At 53.1% G+C, this 19,812-nt stretch carries 17 protein-coding genes; 1 reads left to right on the top strand and 16 read right to left on the bottom strand.

Translation table 11 applies throughout. The features are described 5' to 3' along the window. Positions 1-3: 3 nt before the first annotated feature. The 16 genes from dnaE to rpsB form a co-directional block, all read right to left on the bottom strand. A complete protein-coding gene (dnaE, locus tag CUN67_RS03765) occupies positions 4-3,486 on the bottom strand; it encodes a DNA polymerase III subunit alpha (RefSeq protein ID WP_208714065.1) in 3,483 nt (1,160 codons plus the stop codon). A 31-nt stretch (positions 3,487-3,517) separates the two neighbouring features. After that, positions 3,518-4,144: a ribonuclease HII gene (rnhB, locus tag CUN67_RS03760; RefSeq protein ID WP_208714064.1), complete on the bottom strand. Its 627-nt coding sequence runs from the start codon at positions 4,142-4,144 to the stop codon at positions 3,518-3,520. Continuing rightward, positions 4,137-5,285, bottom strand: a complete 1,149-nt coding sequence (gene lpxB / locus CUN67_RS03755; protein WP_208714063.1) for a lipid-A-disaccharide synthase — start codon at positions 5,283-5,285, stop codon at positions 4,137-4,139. Before lpxB ends, rnhB begins: the two co-directional genes overlap by 8 nt. Positions 5,286-5,288: 3 nt before the next feature. Next, a complete protein-coding gene (lpxA, locus tag CUN67_RS03750; RefSeq protein ID WP_084872861.1) occupies positions 5,289-6,077 on the bottom strand; it encodes an acyl-ACP--UDP-N-acetylglucosamine O-acyltransferase in 789 nt (262 codons plus the stop codon). Positions 6,078-6,080: 3 nt separating this feature from the next. After that, a complete protein-coding gene (fabZ, locus tag CUN67_RS03745; RefSeq protein WP_013507953.1) occupies positions 6,081-6,536 on the bottom strand; it encodes a 3-hydroxyacyl-ACP dehydratase FabZ in 456 nt (151 codons plus the stop codon). Between the two features lie 195 nt (positions 6,537-6,731). After that, a complete protein-coding gene (lpxD, locus tag CUN67_RS03740; RefSeq protein ID WP_208714062.1) occupies positions 6,732-7,757 on the bottom strand; it encodes a UDP-3-O-(3-hydroxymyristoyl)glucosamine N-acyltransferase in 1,026 nt (341 codons plus the stop codon). Between the two features lie 3 nt (positions 7,758-7,760). Next, the gene (locus tag CUN67_RS03735) at positions 7,761-8,261 is read right to left on the bottom strand and encodes an OmpH family outer membrane protein (RefSeq protein WP_208714061.1); all 501 of its coding nucleotides are present in this window, start codon (positions 8,259-8,261) and stop codon (positions 7,761-7,763) included. 106 nt (positions 8,262-8,367) lie between these two features. Further along, positions 8,368-10,779, bottom strand: coding sequence for an outer membrane protein assembly factor BamA (bamA, locus tag CUN67_RS03730; protein WP_208717060.1), 2,412 nt, complete (start codon positions 10,777-10,779; stop codon positions 8,368-8,370). Between the two features lie 51 nt (positions 10,780-10,830). Beyond that, on the bottom strand, positions 10,831-12,180 hold the full coding sequence (rseP, locus tag CUN67_RS03725) for a sigma E protease regulator RseP (protein WP_208714060.1): 1,350 nt from the start codon (positions 12,178-12,180) through the stop codon (positions 10,831-10,833). A 12-nt stretch (positions 12,181-12,192) separates the two neighbouring features. Further along, positions 12,193-13,050 carry a phosphatidate cytidylyltransferase gene (gene cdsA, locus CUN67_RS03720; protein WP_208714059.1) on the bottom strand — a complete coding sequence of 286 codons (858 nt, stop codon included), beginning with the start codon at positions 13,048-13,050 and terminating at the stop codon, positions 12,193-12,195. 18 nt (positions 13,051-13,068) lie between these two features. Continuing rightward, complete coding sequence (ispU, locus tag CUN67_RS03715) at positions 13,069-13,821, bottom strand: (2E,6E)-farnesyl-diphosphate-specific ditrans,polycis-undecaprenyl-diphosphate synthase (protein WP_208714058.1); 753 nt, start codon at positions 13,819-13,821, stop codon at positions 13,069-13,071. 166 nt (positions 13,822-13,987) lie between these two features. Next, on the bottom strand, positions 13,988-15,190 hold the full coding sequence (gene ispC, locus CUN67_RS03710; protein WP_208714057.1) for a 1-deoxy-D-xylulose-5-phosphate reductoisomerase: 1,203 nt from the start codon (positions 15,188-15,190) through the stop codon (positions 13,988-13,990). 137 nt (positions 15,191-15,327) lie between these two features. Next, positions 15,328-15,885 (bottom strand): ribosome recycling factor, encoded by a 558-nt coding sequence (gene frr, locus CUN67_RS03705; RefSeq protein WP_084878324.1) that lies wholly within the window; start codon positions 15,883-15,885, stop codon positions 15,328-15,330. 143 nt (positions 15,886-16,028) lie between these two features. After that, positions 16,029-16,754 carry a UMP kinase gene (gene pyrH, locus CUN67_RS03700; protein WP_013507944.1) on the bottom strand — a complete coding sequence of 242 codons (726 nt, stop codon included), beginning with the start codon at positions 16,752-16,754 and terminating at the stop codon, positions 16,029-16,031. 158 nt (positions 16,755-16,912) lie between these two features. Continuing rightward, positions 16,913-17,764 carry a translation elongation factor Ts gene (gene tsf / locus CUN67_RS03695; RefSeq protein ID WP_208714056.1) on the bottom strand — a complete coding sequence of 284 codons (852 nt, stop codon included), beginning with the start codon at positions 17,762-17,764 and terminating at the stop codon, positions 16,913-16,915. A 183-nt stretch (positions 17,765-17,947) separates the two neighbouring features. Beyond that, a complete protein-coding gene (rpsB, locus tag CUN67_RS03690) occupies positions 17,948-18,673 on the bottom strand; it encodes a 30S ribosomal protein S2 (protein ID WP_013507942.1) in 726 nt (241 codons plus the stop codon). 315 nt (positions 18,674-18,988) lie between these two features. Here rpsB and map point away from each other — a divergent pair, with 315 nt between their 5' ends. Further along, positions 18,989-19,783, top strand: a complete 795-nt coding sequence (gene map / locus CUN67_RS03685) for a type I methionyl aminopeptidase (RefSeq protein WP_208714055.1) — start codon at positions 18,989-18,991, stop codon at positions 19,781-19,783. Positions 19,784-19,812 lie beyond the last annotated feature (29 nt).

Below are 19,812 nucleotides of genomic sequence, written 5' to 3'. Positions count from 1 at the left end.
GTTTTAGTCAAACTCCAGTTCCACCTGCTCCGACCCAACTAACGACCGCAAATCGTTGAGTAAACGATCGCTGGGCGAAATACGCCACGCTGCACCAAAGCGCAGCTTCGCCCGCGCATCTGCTCTCTGATAATAGAGATGCACCGGAATAGTCCCGGAACGATAAGGTTCCAGAGACTGGCGGAGACGGTTTAAAAGCTGGTCATCAATTTGCCTGTCCGTCAGCGAGATAGCAAGACCACGCGCGTATTTTTCCCGCGCTTCGTCAATGTCCATCACTTCACGGGCGGTCATTTTAAGGCCGCCACTAAAGTCATCAAAGCTGACCTGTCCGCTGACGATCAGGATTCGGTCCTTCTCCAGCAATTGCTGGTATTTATCCAATGCATCGGTAAATAACATCACTTCCAGACGACCAGAGCGGTCATCCAGAGTACAGATACCAATTCGGTTGCCGCGCTTGGTAACCATCGTCCGGGCTGCAATGACCAGCCCCGCCGCGACGGTCACTTTACCACGATCGGTCGGATGCATGTCCTTCAGGCGCATGCCGCCGACGTAACGTTCAATTTCTTTCAAATACTGATTGATCGGATGGCCGGTGAGATACAGACCCAGCGTTTCACGCTCACCATCCAGCTGAATCTGTTCCGGCCACGGCGTCACGCTGGCGTAGGATTTCTCCACCTGCTCGGGTTCTTCCGCCAGAACACCAAACATATCCGCCTGGCCGATGGCCTCCGCTTTCGCGTGCTGATCGGCCGCTTTCAGCGCATCGCCAAGCGAGCTCATCAACGCGGCACGATGCGGGCCTAAGCGATCGAACGCCCCGGACATGATCAGTTTTTCCATCACGCGGCGGTTGATCTTTTTGGTATCGGTACGCGCACAGAGATCGAAAAGTTCTTTGAAGTAACCATCGCGATTACGCGCTTCAAGGATCGCTTCGATCGGGCCTTCACCCACGCCTTTGATCGCACCGATGCCGTAAACAATCTCACCGTCATCGTTGACATGGAACGGGTACAGCCCGGCGTTGATATCCGGCGGCAGAACCTTGAGGCCCATACGCCAGCACTCATCCACCAGTCCCACCACTTTTTCGGTGTTATCCATATCAGCGGTCATCACCGCTGCCATAAACTCAGCCGGGTAGTGCGCTTTCAGCCACAGCGTTTGGTAAGACACCAGTGCGTAAGCAGCGGAGTGCGATTTGTTGAAACCATAACCGGCGAATTTCTCTACCAGGTCGAAGATCTTCATCGCCAGCTCGCCGTTGACGCCCATTTTCTCCGCGCCTTCCTGGAACACCGAGCGCTGCTTCGCCATCTCTTCCGGTTTCTTTTTACCCATCGCACGACGCAACATATCTGCGCCACCGAGGGTGTAACCGGACAGCACCTGGGCGATCTGCATTACCTGTTCCTGGTAAAGAATGATGCCATAGGTGGGTTCCAGTACCGGTTGCAGCGACTCGTGCTGCCACTCAATATCCGGATAAGAGATCGCTTCACGCCCGTGTTTACGGTCGATAAAGTTATCCACCATGCCAGACTGCAACGGACCAGGACGGAACAAAGCCACCAGAGCGATCATGTCTTCGAAGCAGTCCGGCTTCAGACGTTTGATCAGATCCTTCATGCCGCGCGATTCAAGCTGGAACACCGCGGTGGTTTCCGCGCGTTGCAGCATGTCAAAACTCTTTTTGTCATCGAGCGGAATGGCAGCGATATCAATCGGTTCCAGCCCCTGCTTCTCACGGCGCGGGTTTATCATCTTCAGCGCCCAGTCGATAATGGTGAGCGTTCGCAGGCCGAGGAAGTCAAACTTCACCAGACCCGCGTATTCCACATCATTCTTATCAAACTGCGTCACCGGATGATTGCCGTTTTCATCGCAGTACAACGGGGAAAAATCGGTGATTTTGGTCGGCGCGATCACCACGCCACCGGCATGTTTACCCGCGTTACGCGTTACGCCTTCCAGCTTACGCGCCATATCGATCAGCGCCTTAACCTCTTCATCAGCCTCGTAGATTTCCGGCAGTTGCGGTTCGGCAGCAAAGGCTTTTTCCAGCGTCATGCCCGGATCGGGCGGCACCAGTTTGGAGATGCGATCGACGAAACCATAGGGATGGCCCAGCACGCGGCCTACGTCACGGATAACCGCTTTCGCTGCCATCGTTCCGAAAGTAATGATCTGCGATACGGCGTCACGACCATACATTTCCGCGACATGATCGATGACCTGATCGCGTTTTTCCATGCAGAAGTCGACGTCAAAGTCAGGCATCGACACACGTTCCGGGTTAAGGAAACGTTCGAACAGCAGGTCAAACTCAAGCGGATCAAGGTCAGTGATTTTCAGCGCATAGGCCACCAGCGAACCGGCACCGGAACCACGTCCCGGCCCCACAGGCACGCCGTTATCTTTCGACCACTTGATAAACTCCATGACGATCAGGAAGTAACCGGGGAACCCCATCTGGTTGATAACGTTGAGTTCAATCTCCAGACGCTCATCATATTCCGGCCGCTTCTCCGCGCGAACTTGCGGATCGGGAAACAGGAATTCCAGGCGTTCTTCCAGGCCTTCGCGAGATTTCATCACCAGGAAGTCTTCGGTGGTCATATCGCCGGTAGGGAACTGCGGCAGGAAGTATTCACCGAGACGCACCGTCACGTTACAACGCTTAGCAATTTCTACGCTATTTTCCAGCGCTTCCGGGATGTCCGAGAACAACTCGCACATTTCCGCTTCGCTACGCATATATTGCTGAGGGCTGTAGTTACGCGGGCGCTTAGGATCGTCCAGCGTAAACCCGTCGTGGATCGCCACACGAATCTCGTGTGCGTCAAAATCGTCTTCATTCAGGAAGCAAACTTCATTGGTCGCCACCACCGGCACGCCTTGCGCTATCGCCAGTTCGATTGCGGAGTGCAGATAGGCTTCTTCATCCGGGCGACCCGTGCGCGTCAGTTCGAGGTAGTAGCGATCGGGGAAGTGTTGTTGATAAAACGCCAGACACTGTGCCACCAGCGCATTGTTACCGCGCAGCAAGCTACGTCCTACATCACCACGGCGACCACCGGAAAGCAGGATCAAACCTTCCTGATGCTCAACCAGCCAGTCACGATCAATCACCGGGCCAGCAAAGCCGTAACCTCGCTGATAAGCACGTGAAATCAGCAACGTCAGGTTCTGATAACCGTCGTTGTTGGCGGCCAGCACGGTGAGCTGAGAGAGCTCATCACCCATCAGCTCACTGGCAACGTTAAAATCAGCACCGATAATCGGTTTCACCCCGGCACCATGCGCTGTGCCATAGAACTTCACCAGCCCACACAGGTTGGTAAAATCAGTAATGGCAATGGCGGGCATACCTAATGAGGCCGCTTTTTTTACCAGCGGCCCGGTCTTCGCCAGGCCATCAACCATTGAGTAGTCACTGTGGACACGCAGATGTATAAAACGAGGTTCAGCCATATCAGTTTCCGGTTAAAACAGTGTCAGGCTATTAAAGCGTAGTCGGCTGACGCGCGGCCAGCACGTCGGCATCAATCAGGGCGTTGCGTACCGGCGCAAAACTGCGACGGTGATGGGGTGTGACACCATGCTGGGTGAGTTTTTCCATGTGCAGCGCCGTAGGATAACCCTTGTGCTGTGCAAAACCATACTGCGGGAACAGCAGATCCAGCTCGGCCATTTCACGATCGCGCGTCACTTTGGCCAGGATCGACGCAGCGCTAATCTCCGCCACCAGGCTATCCCCTTTGACCACGGCCTGCGCAGGCATCGGCAACGCCGGGCAACGATTGCCGTCGATCAGTACAAAATCGGGTACCAGCGCTAAACCAGCAACCGCGCGCTGCATCGCCAGCATCGTGGCGTGCAGGATGTTGATCTGATCGATCTCTTCCGGTTCGGCGCGCCCCAGGCTCCACGCCAGCGCTTTCTCTTTGATCTCTTCATACAACGCCAGACGACGTTTTTCTGACAGTTTTTTGGAGTCGGCCAGACCCACGATCGGTTTTGCCGGATCGAGGATCACCGCGGCAGTCACTACCGCCCCCACCAACGGACCGCGTCCCACTTCGTCAACACCCGCAATCAAACGCGCATCCGGATAAATAAACTCAGCCATGGGCAATCTCCAATACAGCATCCGCGGCCTGCTCGTCGGCATTCCAGCGAATCTGTGCATGTAGCTCGTTAAAGGTACTGAGCAACGCATCACGCTCCGGGCCAGCATGCAGCAAGGGTTCCAGTGCGGCGGCCAATGCCTCCGGCTGGCACTCATCCTGCAACAACTCCTTCACCAGTTCACGTCCCGCGAGCAAATTTGGCAATGAAACATAGGGGGTTTTCACCAGCCGTTTCGCCAGCCAGAAAGTGAAGGGTTTCATACGATAACCTACCACCATCGGACATTTTGCCAGCATGCATTCCAGTGCCGCCGTCCCGGATGCCAGAATCGCCGCATCGCTGGCGATCATCGCCTCACGGCCTTTACCGTCGAGCAGATGCATCGGCAGCTCGGGGGCAACCTCGGCTTTGATCTGTTCGAATTGTTCGCGTCGTTTGGCGTTAACCAGCGGCACCACAATTTCCAGAGTCGGATAGCGCTGGCGCAGCAGCTGCGCAGCTCGCAGAAAATCGGCGCTCAGCATTTCGACTTCCGCACCACGGCTACCCGGCAGCAGGCCGAGGCAAATCGCATCGTCGGCAATACCTAAATCACGCCGCGCCGCCAGCTTATCGGGTTGCATTGGCATGGCATCCGCCATGGTATGCCCGATAAAACGGCATGGCACGTTGAAACGATCGTAGAAGGCTTTTTCAAACGGCAGGAATGCCAGCACCAGATTGGTGTTACGACCAATTTTAAAGACACGTTTTTGACGCCAGGCCCACACTGACGGGCTGACATAATGGATGGTACGGATGCCAGCACGCTTCAGGCGGCCTTCCAGCGTAATATTAAAATCTGGTGCATCGATACCAACAAACACGTCCGGTTGCAGTTCAGTGAAGCGCTGCGTCAGGTCGCGACGGATTTTCAGCAAGCGTGGCAGACGTTCCAGCACTTCAACAATGCCCATCACCGCCAGTTCTTCCATCTCATACCAGGCTTCGCAACCTTCAGCTTGCATACGCGGACCCGCAACACCAACAAAACGCGCATCAGGATGGCGCGCCTTTAACGCGCGGATGAGTCCGGCACCAAGAATATCGCCGGAGGTTTCTCCGGCGACCAGGGCAATAGTCAGGGGACGCACTGACATGGATTAACGAATCAACCCACGGGTAGAACGGGCAAAGAAGTCATAGAAAGGCTGCACTTCGCTGTGAGCTTTTGCCAGTGCTTCAATTTCCGGCTTGGCTTCTTCCAGCGTTTTATCGCTGCGATACAACAATTTGTAGGCATTGCGAATCGCATGCAGTGCTTCTTTGCTGAAACCACGACGCTTCAGGCCTTCGATATTGATACCAAAAGGCGTCGCATGGTTACCCTGCGCGATGACATAAGGAGGAATATCCTGAGCTACGCCAGAACAACCACCAACCATCACGTGTGCGCCAATGGTGCACCACTGATGAACGGCGGTCATACCACCAATGATCGCAAAATCATCAACGGTGACATGGCCACCCAGCGTGGCGTTGTTGGCGAAAATGCAGCGATTACCAATCACACAGTCATGTGCGATATGGGCATTCACCATCAGCAAATTGTCACTACCGACTTTTGTCAAACCGCCACCCTGCACCGTTCCACGGTGAATAGTGACGCTTTCGCGGATGCGATTGCGATCGCCAATTTCCACGCGAGTCGGCTCACCGGCATATTTCAGGTCCTGGTTCACTTCACCAATGGAAGCAAACTGATAGATCTGATTATCTTTACCGATACGCGTATGGCCATTCACCACCACGTGCGATTTAAGCACCGTACCTTCACCAATTTCCACGTTGGCACCAATAAAGCAAAAGGGACCGATGTGAACATTGGCACCGATTACGGCACCCTCTTCAATAACAGAACTGGGATGGATGTTGGCGGTTGAATCAATCACTAATTATGCCTCCCGGCTACGGGCACACATCATGGTCGCTTCACAGACAATTTTACCGTCTACGGTAGCAACACCTTTGAAGCGAGTAAGACCACGGCGGGTTTTCTCGAAAGTGACTTCCATGATCATCTGATCGCCCGGAACGACCGGACGCTTGAAACGAGCTTCATCAATACCTGCGAAGTAGTAAAGTTCGCCCGGTTCCAGTTTTCCAACGCTTTTAAACGCCAGAATGCCCGTCGCCTGCGCCATTGCTTCCAGGATCAATACGCCTGGGAAAATCGGTTTACCAGGGAAGTGTCCCTGGAAAAACGGTTCGTTAACGGAAACGTTCTTCACCGCACGCAAATATTTATGCTCTTCAAACTCCAGCACGCGGTCAACCAGCAGAAATGGATAGCGGTGCGGCAGCAATTCTAAAATCTCTTCAATTTTCAGAGTATGCGTTTCAGTAGTCAAAATACTCTTCCTGTCCTAAAAAAATCTGATGGCAACAATAACACGGCCTGCATCGATCAAAATGATCATCTGCAGGCCGCAAATCAGTTCGGTGGCGTTTCGCTTCTTTGCGATACCTGCTGCACTTCCTCAAAAGGCTCCTGAGGTGGTAAGAAGGTACGCTACTTATTATGAAGCGGGTCTCGCGGGATGGCGTCAGTCGTCTTTGCCGACTTTACGCTCGATGGCTTTGAGACGTTTGCTCATGTCATCGATGTTCATCACCAGCGCTGCCGTTTTACGCCAGGTTTTGTTGGGTTGCAACGGAATACCCGAAGAGTATACCCCAGGCTCTGTGATCGGACGCATTACCATGCCCATTCCGGTCACGGTCACTTTGTCACAGATTTCCATATGCCCGTTAATGACGCTGGCGCCGCCAATCATACAGTAACGACCAATCTTCAGACTACCCGCCATGATCACACCACCAGCAACTGCGGTGTTATCGCCGATCACAACGTTGTGTGCAATCTGACACTGGTTATCTATGATAACACCATTGCCGATCAGAGTGTTATCCAGCGCACCGCGATCGATGGTCGTGCAGGCACCAATTTCCACCCGATCACCGATTATCACCGTTCCCAGCTGGGGGATTTTCACCCAATTGCCGCGATCGTTGGCGTATCCGAATCCATCCGCACCAATGACGGTGCCCGATTGAATCAGACAATCCTGACCGATCTCGATTTCGTGGTAAATCGTCACGTTAGCCCACAAACGTGAACCGCGACCAATATGCGTCTGCTTACCTACAAAACATCCGGCACCGATAACGACGTCATCGCCCAGTTCAACACCGGACTCGATCACCGCATTCGCGCCTACCGATACATTGTTTCCCAGCTTCGCGGTCGGGTCGATCACCGCGCTGGGCGCGATATTTTGCGCGGGCTGAGGCGTGGTGTCCAGCAGTTGTGCCATGCGGGCGTAAGTCAGGTAAGGATTTTTTACCACCAGCGCAGCCGTATTACACCACTCCAGATCCGCTTCCGTCAGCACCACGGCCGAAGCCTGAACCTGGGCGAGCTGCTCGCGGTAACGGCTGTTTGCAAGAAAAGTGATTTGGCCAGTTGTGGCGGATTGCATAGAAGCAATGCCGGAGATGGCGATATCGCCATCTCCGTGCAATTCTGCATCCAACTGCTGGGCTAAATCAGCCAGTCGAATAGATGACATCGATTATTTAACCTGTTTTACAACGTCTGCAGTGATGTCTTTAGCATCGGAAGAAGTGTACAGCACGGCCTGAGAGTCCAGAACCAGATCGTACCCTTCGCTTTTCGCTACAGACTGAACTGCGGTCTGGATTTTAGCCAGCAGCTTGTTGCGTTCCTGCATCTGACGGGTCTGGTTGTCTTTTTCAAAAGCCTGAGCTTTTGATTCGAAAGCCGCACGCTCAGAAGAAATCTGCTTCTCTTTCTTGGTACGGTCGCTTGCTTTCATGGTAGAAGCATTGCGCTGCAGATCCTGGATTTCCTGCTGGATTTTCTGCTGCTGAGACTGGAGATCGGAGGCGCGGCCCTGGAACTCACTCTCAAGTTGCTTAGCAACAGCAGCACGCTGCGGAGACTGCTGGAAAACCTGGCTCAGGTTAACAACGGCGATTTTGTCTGCCGCCTGGGCGCCAGCAGAAGCAGCTAATGCAACACCCAGAGCAGCGGCACAGAACAACTTTTTCACTATAAACTCCTTACCCTCAACATGTGTGTTTGCAGCGTGTAGCAGAGCTACACGCTTGCAAGACGCTATTTATACCCGTTGGGTATACACTTCCCTGCTCAGAGCTTTACCAGGTTTTACCGATGTTAAACTGGAACTGCTCTGACTTGTCTCCCTCGACTTTCTTGACCGGCTGGGCATATGAGAATACCAACGGCCCCAACGGTGACATCCACTGTAGTGCGATACCGCTGGATACGCGAATATTGTTTGGATCGCTGTAGTCCGGGATCCCTGCCGCACGTGTTTCGGCAGTATTCTGCCATTTAGTATCCCAGACCGTACCCGCATCAACAAACAATGAGGTACGCACTGAGTTAGCGTATTTCTCGCTCAGGAACGGCGTTGGTGTGATCAGCTCAAGGCTGGCCACTGCCATCGCGTTACCGCCCACCGCATCATCTGACTTACAAACGCCATTCGGATCGGACAGCGTACAGGTGGACGAGCCATCGTTCAGATACGCAGCTTTCGGACCAATGGTGTTGGACTGGAAGCCACGAACGGTGCTGGAACCACCCGCGTAGAAGTTCTCATAGAACGGCATCTCTTTACCACCGAGTCCGTCACCATATCCAATACGGCCACGACCCAACAGCACCCAGGTACGATCCTGGTTAATCGGCACGTATTGTTGCGTATCCAGCGTCGCTTTATAGAAGCTGTTGTCTGAACCCGGAATGGTGATCTTACCGTTCAGGTTGGTACGGTTACCCGACGTTGGGAAGAACCCGCGGTCCAGGGTGTTATATGTCCAGCCATAGTTGAAGGTGAAATCATTCGCAGAATAATCACCGTCACTATTCAGACCCTGCTGATGCCCTACCGAGTCGAGATAACGCCACATCGCAATCTGCGGCTGCATATTGGACAGGTCGTTATGTACGTAACCTAAACCAACACGCAGGGAGTTGTTCTCGTTAATCGGGAAGCCCAGCGTACCATCAACACCATAACTTCTGTTGGTGTAGTCAGAAAGGTCAGCATCGTCAGCTTTAAAGTCGTTATAGAAAATACGACCACCCAGGCTGACACCGTCCACCGTGAAATACGGATCGGTCAGTGAGAATTCAGCATAGGTCTGATAATCGTTTTTGGTACCGCTGATACCCACGGTGTTACCGGTGCCGAGCCAGTTTTCCTGGGTCACACCGACCTGGAAGCTCACGCCACTCTCGGTGCCGTAGCCCACGCCGAAGTTAAAGGTACCGGTATTACGTTCTTTCACCTTGTAGACCACGTCTACCTGATCAGGCGAACCCGGCACACGCTGGGTATCAACGTCTACGGTTTCGAAGTAACCGGTACGGTTCAGACGTTCTTTGCCCTGCTCAACCAGATCGCTACCCAGCCAGGCACCTTCCATCTGACGCATCTCACGACGCAGTACCGAATCTTTCGATGTATCGTTACCCTCGAAGCGGACTTTACGCACGTAGTAGCGGTTGCCTGCATCAACGTTGATATGCAGTTTTACCGTCTTATCGGCATCATTGATTTCCGGCTGTGTCACCACACGCGGGTAGGCATAGCCGTAGCGGCCCAGCAGTTTCTTGATGTCATCTTCCATCTGGGTGACTTTGGTGCCGTTATACAGCTCACCCGCAGGGATCTTCGTCAGATGTTCAATTTCCGCCGAATGACCTGCCATGCTGCCGTTCACGATCACGCCAGCAATCTTGTACTGATCGCCTTCGGTGATGTTTACGGTGATGTAGATACCTTTTTTGTCCGGCGTCAGGCTCACCTGCGTTGAATCGATGTTGAAACGCGCATAACCGCGATCCAGATAGAAGCTGCGCAGGGTTTCGAGGTCCCCGGCCAGTTTCTGTTTCTGGTATTTACGATCGCCCACCACGTTCCACCACGGTACTTCGTCACGCAGCTGGAAGCGGGAGATCAGTTCATCTGAACTAAACGCTTTGTTGCCCACGATGTTGATCTGCTGAATCTGTGCAGAAACACCTTCCTGGAAGACAAACTTCAGGTCGACACGGTTACGCGGCAGCGGCGTGGCAATCGCTTTGACGCTGGCGGTATATTTACCGACGCTGTAATAGAAATCCTCCAGTCCCTTCTCAATGGAAGAGAGCGTGGTGCGGTCAAGGGCTTCACCGACGCGGATACCTGATGCTTCAAGGTTTTGCTTCAGCTGATCTTCTTTCACCGCTTTGTTACCGGAGAAAGTGATGCTGGCAATGGTCGGGCGTTCTTTCACCTGGACAATCAGCGTAGTACCGTCGCGCAGAACCTGAACATCCTCAAAGTTACCGGTGGCGAACAGTGAGCGAATGGTATTTCTGACGTCATCATCATTCACTGTATCGCCGACACGAACCGGCATGCTAAGCAGAGCCGCGCCGACGGCGACTCGCTGTAGCCCTTCGAAATGAATATCCTTCACCACGAAATCGTCTGCACCGTAAACGGTGGCGCTGCTAAACAGCAGCGACGCTATGAGCAACTTTTTCATCGCCATCGTTGTTATGCGTTTTCCTAACACATCCCACGTCTGTCTGCATTCCAGCTATTACAGACGTGAGAAATCATTGAAAAGTGCAAGCCCCATTAACAGCACCAGCAGAATTGAGCCAATGCGATAACTAAAGTCCTGAACTCGCTCGGACACAGGTCCACCTTTGATCTTTTCGATCGCCAGAAAGAGCAAATGTCCACCATCTAAAACCGGCAGTGGGAACAGGTTAATTATCCCTAAGTTGACGCTGATAAGCGCCAGGAACATCAGGTAGTAAATCACCCCATATTCTGCTGATAACCCGGCACCCTGCGCGATCGAAATCGGCCCGCTCAGATTATTCAGCTTCACATCCCCGGTTATCAACTTGCCCAGCATGGAGACCGTCAGCTTCATCAGTTGCCAGGTTTTTACACTGGCTTCACCAATCGCGGCGAAAGGCCCATACTGCCTTACCGTTCTGTACTCGTCAGGCAGCGGAATCACCCGCGGGATGACTCCCGCAAAACCTTCCGCTTTGTTACCCGGTTTCGCTTCAGGTGTCAGCGTTAACGCCAGAGATTCGCCGTTCCGCTCCACTTCCAGCGCCATGTTTTTGCCGGGGTTATCACGCACCTGAACCACAAAAGCCTGCCATTGTGTTAACGGCTGACCATCGACTTTAACGATCCTGTCGCCCGCTTGCAAACCGGCTTCACTCGCCGGAGAGTTAGCCTGCACTTCGGCGAGGGTCGTTTCAATCTGCGGTCCACGTGGACGAATACCTAACGCAACTACCGGGTCCTGCTTGTCTGGCTCAAACTGCCAGTCATGCAAATCCAGCTGCTTCTGCTGCGTAGCCTGTTCGCCAAACTGCGAGACGGTAAGCGTCGTACTTTGGTCGCCGATTTTGCCAATCAGTGCCATGCGTACCGCATCCCAATCAGGCGTTTCGATACCATCTACCGCTTTAAGTTCCATACCGGGGGCAATTTGCGCTTCCGCCGCGATAGAACCGTTCAGAATTTCACCAATTACCGGGCGTACACCGGGCACGCCGTGAATAAACACCGCCCAGTACGCAAAAATGGCAAAAATGAAGTTAGCGATCGGTCCGGCAGCAATAATTGATGCTCGCTGCCAGACAGCTTTGTTATTGAAGGCCTGATGACGCAGTTCAGCGGGGACGCTTTCAACGCGTTCATCCAGCATTTTGACGTAGCCGCCAAGGGGGATCAGAGCAATGACATATTCCGTGCCCTGACGATCGCGGCGACTGAACAGCGCTTTGCCAAAACCAATCGAAAAACGTTCAACTTTGACACCGCAGCGGCGCGCAACCCAAAAATGGCCGAACTCGTGCACGGTAATTAGCACGCCGAGCGCCACAATAAAGGCTGCAAAACTCCAGAGTATGCTCAACATCGTCGCCTATCCTCAGAGGGTGCGGAACACCAGCAGCAACAGGCAGGCAAAGACCGGCACCGCTGCTGTCAGGCTATCAATACGATCGAGGATACCACCGTGACCCGGAATTAAGTTACCGCTGTCTTTGATACCGGCCTCACGTTTGAACATACTTTCTGTCAAATCGCCCAGTACCGACGCCAGAGCGGCGATAACGGCACAAATAATCAGGGTTGACGTGGCAATGGTTAGCGGTGCGAACAGAGCAAACAGCCAGGCAATCACGGCAGAGCAAACTAACCCGCCGAGGAAACCTTCCCAGGTTTTACCTGGTGAGACTTTAGGTGCCAGCTTGTGTTTGCCAAATAACCGGCCAAACATATAGGCACCCGAATCGGCACCCCACACCAGAAACATGACAAACAGCAGCCACCAGGCTCCGGCAAAATGATCGGTATCATAATGGTACTGGCGCAATGCCATCATGCCCCAGAAGAAGGGGATCACGGTGAGCACACCAAACAGGAGACGTAACGGACGTGAGTGACGCCAGACAGCAGCCGAGGCGGGATAGAAAAGCACCAGCACCAATGCCACAACCCACCAGATCAGCGACGCCCACAGGGAGCTTTCCATCTGGAGTTGGTGCAAATCGCGTTGGTAGGGCTGAAGCGTGAAGAGCATCACAGCCAGCAGTAAACCACAAAGTACAGCCAGCCAGATGCGTTGTTGACGGGTCGCCATACCCGCCAGCTGCCCCCATTCCCAGGCGGCAAGCATACAGATGACGATAGTTGTTATCGCAAAACCGGACAGTGGTAACCAGAACAGCGCAGCAATCACCAGCGGAATTAAAATAAACGCGGTAATTAAACGAGACTTCAGCAAAGGTTACCCCCAGGTTGCTCAGGCGCCGCCTGGTGCAGCGCCGCCATAACGACGCTCCCGCAGAGAGAAAGCATTCAGTGCACCTTCAAAAACTTGTTCATCAAAATCAGGCCAAAGAACATCGGTAAACCAGAACTCAGCATAGGCTATTTGCCACAGCAGGAAGTTGCTAATCCGATGCTCTCCCCCGGTCCTTATCACTAAATCCACCGGCGCCAGCTCATTCATACAAAGGTATGGAGCCAGACTCTCTTCGGTTATCTGGTCAGGACGTAACAGACCTTCCTGAACCTGCTCGGCCAGTTTTCTGGCACCCTGGATAATATCCCAACGGCCACCGTAGTTGGCAGCAATGTTGAGAGTCAGTCCATTATTTTGCTGAGTCAGTTCCTCGGCGCGACGAATGCGTTCCTGAATTCTGGAATTGAAACGACTAATGTCGCCAATCACACACAGACGTACATTGTGTTTGTGCAGGCTTTTGACTTCACTATCAAGCGCCCAGACAAACAATTCCATTAAGGCCGTCACTTCCTGTACCGGTCGGCTCCAGTTCTCGCTACTGAACGCGTAAAGCGTGAGCGCCTCCAGCTTATGGCTGACCGCAAAGCTGACGGCCCGGCGTACTGATTTTACCCCGGCTTTGTGGCCTGAAATACGCAGTTTGCCCTGATTTTTTGCCCAGCGACCATTACCATCCATAATGATGGCCACGTGACGCGGCGTACAATCGAACCGGTCATCGAATGTGTTGTGATTGTTGGACGACATAACGCGTAATAATTCCTTTAATCAGAAATGCTGTGGTTTCTGAATACATTGCGCCTGCAGCAAACACCGACCTTTCAGTCGGCTGGCATCGAAACAATGCCAGGCCGTGAAACGCGAGCGAGCGACTATACCATTTTCGCCCTGAGCTAACAAATAGCGGGGACAATCAACCTGCTATGCGCAAACGTGGCAACATTTCATTGGCACACACCCGCGCTAACCGATCAATCTCCACGACCGCCTCAACGCTATCGGGTTCTCCGCAGCTCAGCGATGCCAGCACTTCACTGTTCAGTACAGCGATATCGGTAAAGCGGATCTGATGCTGCAGAAATGCGGCGACCGCCACTTCGTTGGCTGCATTCAGCATCGTCGTGGCGGCCTGGCCAGTGGCACAGGCGTCAATTGCCAGCTTCAGGCAGGGATAGCGCGCGTAATCTGGCTCAGCGAAGGTCAGCGCTTTCATTCGGGTGAAATCGAGCGGTGTCACGCCGGCAGAAATACGTGCTGGCCATGCCATGCTGTGGGCAATCGGGGTACGCATATCAGGCGATCCCAGTTGCGCCAGCACGCTACCATCGCAATAACGCACCATAGAATGGATGACCGACTGCGGGTGCAGGATCACCTCCATCTGAGCATCAGTTGCGTTAAACAGCCAGCGGGCTTCAATGTATTCAAGACCTTTATTCATCATGGTGGCTGAATCAACAGAGATTTTACGCCCCATTGACCAGTTCGGATGCGCACATGCCTGGTCCGGCGACATAGCCGCTAACTCAGCTAATGGCGTGTCACGAAAAGGGCCACCTGATCCCGTGAGGATAATCGACTCAATGCCGTTCTCCTGCAGATCAGCGTACCCCAACTGTTGCTGTATGGAAGCCGGTAAACTCTGAAAAATGGCGTTGTGCTCACTGTCGACAGGCAACAACTGGGCCTGATGGCGCTGTACGGCCTCCATAAACAGGCGGCCGCATGTGACAAGAGATTCTTTATTCGCCAGCAGAACGGTTTTCCCGGCGCGGATGGCCGCCAGCGTCGGCAGCAGACCCGATGCACCGACAATCGCCGCCATCACCTGATCAACTTCATCCAGCGCAGCCAATTCACAGGCTGCCTGAACGCCGGAGAGCACTTCGGTTTTGATGTTGAGTGCTCTCAGTCGCTCACGCAGCGCCTGGGCGGAGATGTCATCCGCCATCGCCGCATAGCGCGGCTTAAACTGCTGACATTGCTCGGCCATTAACGCCACATTCTGACCAGCCACCAGCGCTGTTACCTGATATTGCTCAGGATTTTCTCGCACCACCGCCAGTGTATTGGTACCCACCGAACCCGTAGAACCCAGCAGAGTTAATCGCTTCATGACGCTTTCCGTGTGTATTCAGGAGAAGGCAGATAGAAAATGCCCTCTTCCGCAGGGACAAAAATAAAACGCCGCAAGATTGTGCATTCCCAAATGGGTATACCTCTCTTGACGGCGTTGGTCGGATAAAGATGGAATCAGAACTCCATCAGTTCCTTTTCTTTCTCTGCCAGTGCTGCATCAACATTCTTGATGCGCGCATCGGTCATTTTCTGGATCTCATCCTGCGTACGACGTTCGTCGTCTTCGCTGATCTCTTTATCTTTCAGCAGCGCTTTGATTTTGTCGTTCGCGTCACGACGTACGTTACGTACTGACACACGACCCTGCTCCGCTTCACCACGAACGATTTTGATCAGATCTTTACGACGTTCTTCCGTCAGCGCCGGCAGCGGAACACGGATGTCGCTACCTGCCGAACTTGGGTTCAGGCCCAGATCTGATGCCATGATCGCTTTCTCAACGGCCGGACCGAGGGAACGGTCGAAGACGTTGATTTTCAGCGTGCGGGAGTCTTCTACAGTGACGCTAGCCAGCTGACGCAGCGGCGTCGGTGTACCGTAGTATTCAACAACAATGCCGTCGAGCAGAGAGGGAGAAGCGCGACCAGTGCGCACTTTGCTAATGGTGTTTTTGAATGCTTCCACGCATTTGTCCATGCGCGTTTCAGCATCTTTTTTAATTTCGTTAATCACGTTGAAACCCTTGGATTCGGTTTGACCTGGCCATTTCCGGGCTAACCGGAAGCGGTATCGATAATCATCGATCATCCTGAATGGTGCGCAGCGCCACAGCGCCGCGCCAACAGAATATACCCTATTTTATCTTGCCTCGGGTATTAATGCGTAATCAGGGTACCTTCTTTTTCACCCATCACTACGCGGCGCAGCGCGCCAGGTTTGTTCATATTGAAGACGCGGATCGGCAGTTGATGGTCGCGGGCCAGCGTAAAGGCGGCCAGATCCATCACTTTCAGCTCTTTATCCAGCACTTCAGCATAGGTCAGCTGTTCATACAGCGTTGCATCCGGGTTTTTCACCGGATCGGCAGAATAGACGCCATCGACTTTGGTGGCTTTCAGCACCACATCCGCTTCGATTTCGATGCCACGCAGGCAGGCGGCTGAGTCGGTGGTAAAGAACGGGTTGCCAGTACCGGCAGAGAAAATCACAACACGGTTATTGCGCAGCAGGCTAATCGCTTCGGCCCAGCTGTAGTTATCACATACGCCATTCAGCGGAATCGCTGACATCAGACGCGCATTGACATAGGCACGGTGCAGCGCATCACGCATCGCCAGGCCATTCATCACGGTTGCCAGCATACCCATATGGTCGCCGACCACACGGTTCATACCAGCCTGTGCCAGACCCGCGCCACGGAACAGGTTACCGCCACCAATAACCACACCTACCTGGATACCCAGCTCAACCAGCTCTTTTACCTCTTGCGCCATGCGGTCAAGCACACTCGCGTCAATACCAAAACCTTCGGCACCTTGCAGTGCTTCGCCACTCAGTTTTAGCAGGATACGTTGATATACAGGTTTTGCGTTGGTCGCCATGGTCAATTCTTCCTGGAAGATATGATGAAAAGGAGAAGTTAAATCTGATCAATCATCCGCTTAGCGAGAGAGAAAAGCTATTGGGAAGTGACTGAAAATGCGTCCGCAACAAAATGCAGACAAAAAAGAACCGCCTTCCGGCGGTTCTTTCGGACCAATTAAGACTGTTTGGACATTGCAGCAACTTCTGCTGCGAAGTCAGTCTCAACTTTCTCGATACCTTCACCCACTTCGAAGCGGATAAAGTTGATTACGTCAGCGCCTTTCTCTTTCAGAGCCTGGCCAACGGTTTTGCTCGGGTCGATAACGAAAGCCTGACCAGTCAGAGAAACTTCGCCGGTGAATTTCTTCATACGGCCTTCAACCATTTTCTCTGCGATTTCTTTCGGCTTACCAGACTGCATCGCGATGTCCAGCTGAACCTGGTACTCTTTAGCTACCACGTCTTCAGACACGTCTTCCGGCTTCACGAATTCCGGCTTGCTCGCTGCAACGTGCATTGCAACCTGCTTGATCAGCTCTTCGTCAGCACCTTTGGTAGAAACCAGAACGCCGATACGTGCGCCGTGCAGGTAGTTACCCAGCTCAGCACCTTCCAGAATCGCAACACGACGGATGTTGATGTTCTCACCGATTTTCGCAACCAGTGCTACGCGTTCTTCTTCGAACTGCGCTTTCAGAACTTCAACGTCGGTCACTTTGCCAGCGGCAGCAGCGTCGATCACTTTGTCAGCAAACGCCTGGAAACCGGCATCTTTTGCGACGAAGTCGGTCTGGCAGTTAACTTCCAGGATCACACCATAGCCGTCAACGATCTTGGTTTTGATCACGCCATCAGCAGCAACGTTACCCGCTTTTTTCGCTGCTTTGATTGCGCCAGACTTACGCATGTTTTCGATGGCCAGCTCGATATCGCCATTCGCTTCAGTCAGCGCTTTTTTGCAATCCATCATGCCAGCGGCAGTACGCTCGCGCAGTTCTTTTACCAGTGCAGCGGTAATTTCAGCCATTCCAGAATCCTCGATTCGTTTCTCAGTGTTTGCACACTGCCAGAAACTTGTTGCGGAAAATTTACTCTGCCCCGCTCACCTGAAAGGCCAGCGTGACAAACTTGGATATAATAAAGGGGCCTGTGCGGCCCCCTTAACAGATTACATCTGATGTCTAAGGGCTCTGTGAAAGAGCAGACCTTATCAGGCGTTCTCTAAAGACGCGTCTTCAGCTTGCTCAGCCAGATCCTGTGAACGGCCTTCGCGCACGGTAGTGGCAACGGCAGTCAGGTACAGGCTTACAGCACGGATTGCATCGTCGTTACCCGGGATAACGAAATCAACGCCGTCCGGATCAGAGTTGGTATCAACGATAGCAAATACCGGAATACCCAGGTTGTTTGCTTCTTTGATTGCAATGTGCTCGTGGTCAGCATCAACAACGAACAGTGCATCCGGCAGACCGCCCATATCTTTGATACCGCCCAGGCTGTTTTCCAGCTTGGCCAGTTCACGAGCGCGCATCAGCGCTTCTTTTTTGGTCAGTTTGTCGAAAGTACCGTCCTGAGACTGAGTTTCCAGATCTTTCAGGCGTTTGATTGACTGACGAACGGTTTTCCAGTTGGTCAGCATGCCACCCAACCAGCGGTGGTTAACGAAGAACTGGTCGCAGCTCAGTGCAGACTCTTTTACCGCTTCGGCAGCAGCGCGCTTAGTACCGACGAACAGGATCTTACCTTTACGGGAAGAAATTTTGTTCAGCTCAGCCAGGGCTTCGTTGAACATCGGTACAGTTTTCTCAAGGTTGATGATGTGAACTTTGTTACGCGCACCGAAGATGAACGGCTTCATTTTCGGGTTCCAGTAACGGGTCTGGTGACCGAAGTGAACACCAGCCTTGAGCATGTCGCGCATGGAAACAGTTGCCATGATTACCTCTAAAGTTTGATTGGGGTTGGGCCTCCATGTATCCCATACAACCGACCTCTTACAAGGCACCCCGGCGTATGTGTCGATACATGTGTGTTTTAGTACACATAATGAGATTTATGCGTTTCCTGCCGGCCTTGAGGCTGACAGAGAATCGTCGGCGCGCTTTATACCATAATGCGCAGGAATACGCCAATAGTAGTTAGTGGGAAAAGGCTTACCACTTCCCGATTTGGCAGCCTAAATCGCTGCTGCTAACATGACTGCACAGAATTCAATTATCGTCGAAATTTTCGACAGCCGCGGATTAATTTAATGGCAATTTCAATCAAAACCCCTGAAGAAATCGAAAAAATGCGTGTTGCGGGCCGTCTGGCCGCTGAGGTGCTGGAAATGATTGCACCGCACGTCGTGCCGGGTATCTCTACCGGTGAACTGGACCGCCTCTGCCACGAGCACATCACCCAAAAGCAGCAGGCCATTTCTGCCTGTCTTGGCTACCACGGTTTCCCGAAATCGGTGTGCATCTCAATCAATGAAGTGGTGTGCCACGGTATTCCCAGCGATGACCGTCTGCTGAAAGATGGCGATGTCGTCAACATTGATGTCACGGTGATCAAAGATGAATATCACGGCGACACCTCGAAAATGTTCATTGTTGGCAAGCCAACCATTCAGGGGGAGCGTCTGTGCCGGGTCACGCAGGAAAGCCTGTATCTGGCGCTGCGTCTGGTAAAACCAGGCATTCGCCTGCGCGAGCTGGGCCGTGCGATTCAGAAGTATGTTGAAGCGCAGGATTTCTCCGTGGTGCGTGAATATTGCGGCCACGGCATTGGTAAAGGTTTCCATGAGGAACCCCAGGTGCTGCATTACGATGCCGATGACAGTGGCGTGGTATTGCAGGCTGGCATGACCTTTACTGTCGAGCCAATGGTTAACGCCGGTGATTACCGCATCCGTACCATGAAGGATGGCTGGACCGTAAAAACCAAAGATCGCAGCTTGTCCGCGCAGTATGAGCATACTATTGTGGTGACGGAGAACGGCTGTGAGATTCTGACCCTGCGTGAAGACGACACCATTCCAGCGGTGCTGGAAAACGTAGCGTAAATCTCTTTCTAATAATGACCTCGCCGACT

Source organism: Pantoea cypripedii (genome assembly GCF_011395035.1).
Lineage (GTDB): Bacteria > Pseudomonadota > Gammaproteobacteria > Enterobacterales > Enterobacteriaceae > Pantoea > Pantoea cypripedii_A.
This window is presented reverse-complemented; position numbering and strand designations above follow the sequence as displayed.

Coding starts and splice junctions, on each gene's coding strand:
- ispC (WP_208714057.1), bottom strand. CDS start 15,190: ATGAAGCGATTAACTCTGCTGGGTTCTACGGGTTCGGTGGGTACCAAT.
- rseP (WP_208714060.1), bottom strand. CDS start 12,180: ATGTTGAGCATACTCTGGAGTTTTGCAGCCTTTATTGTGGCGCTCGGC.
- lpxB (WP_208714063.1), bottom strand. CDS start 5,285: ATGTCAGTGCGTCCCCTGACTATTGCCCTGGTCGCCGGAGAAACCTCC.
- bamA (WP_208717060.1), bottom strand. CDS start 10,779: ATGGCGATGAAAAAGTTGCTCATAGCGTCGCTGCTGTTTAGCAGCGCC.
- dnaE (WP_208714065.1), bottom strand. CDS start 3,486: ATGGCTGAACCTCGTTTTATACATCTGCGTGTCCACAGTGACTACTCA.
- map (WP_208714055.1), top strand. CDS start 18,989: ATGGCAATTTCAATCAAAACCCCTGAAGAAATCGAAAAAATGCGTGTT.
- ispU (WP_208714058.1), bottom strand. CDS start 13,821: ATGTCGTCCAACAATCACAACACATTCGATGACCGGTTCGATTGTACG.
- rnhB (WP_208714064.1), bottom strand. CDS start 4,144: ATGGCTGAGTTTATTTATCCGGATGCGCGTTTGATTGCGGGTGTTGAC.
- rpsB (WP_013507942.1), bottom strand. CDS start 18,673: ATGGCAACTGTTTCCATGCGCGACATGCTCAAGGCTGGTGTTCACTTC.
- tsf (WP_208714056.1), bottom strand. CDS start 17,764: ATGGCTGAAATTACCGCTGCACTGGTAAAAGAACTGCGCGAGCGTACT.
- pyrH (WP_013507944.1), bottom strand. CDS start 16,754: ATGGCGACCAACGCAAAACCTGTATATCAACGTATCCTGCTAAAACTG.
- lpxD (WP_208714062.1), bottom strand. CDS start 7,757: ATGTCATCTATTCGACTGGCTGATTTAGCCCAGCAGTTGGATGCAGAA.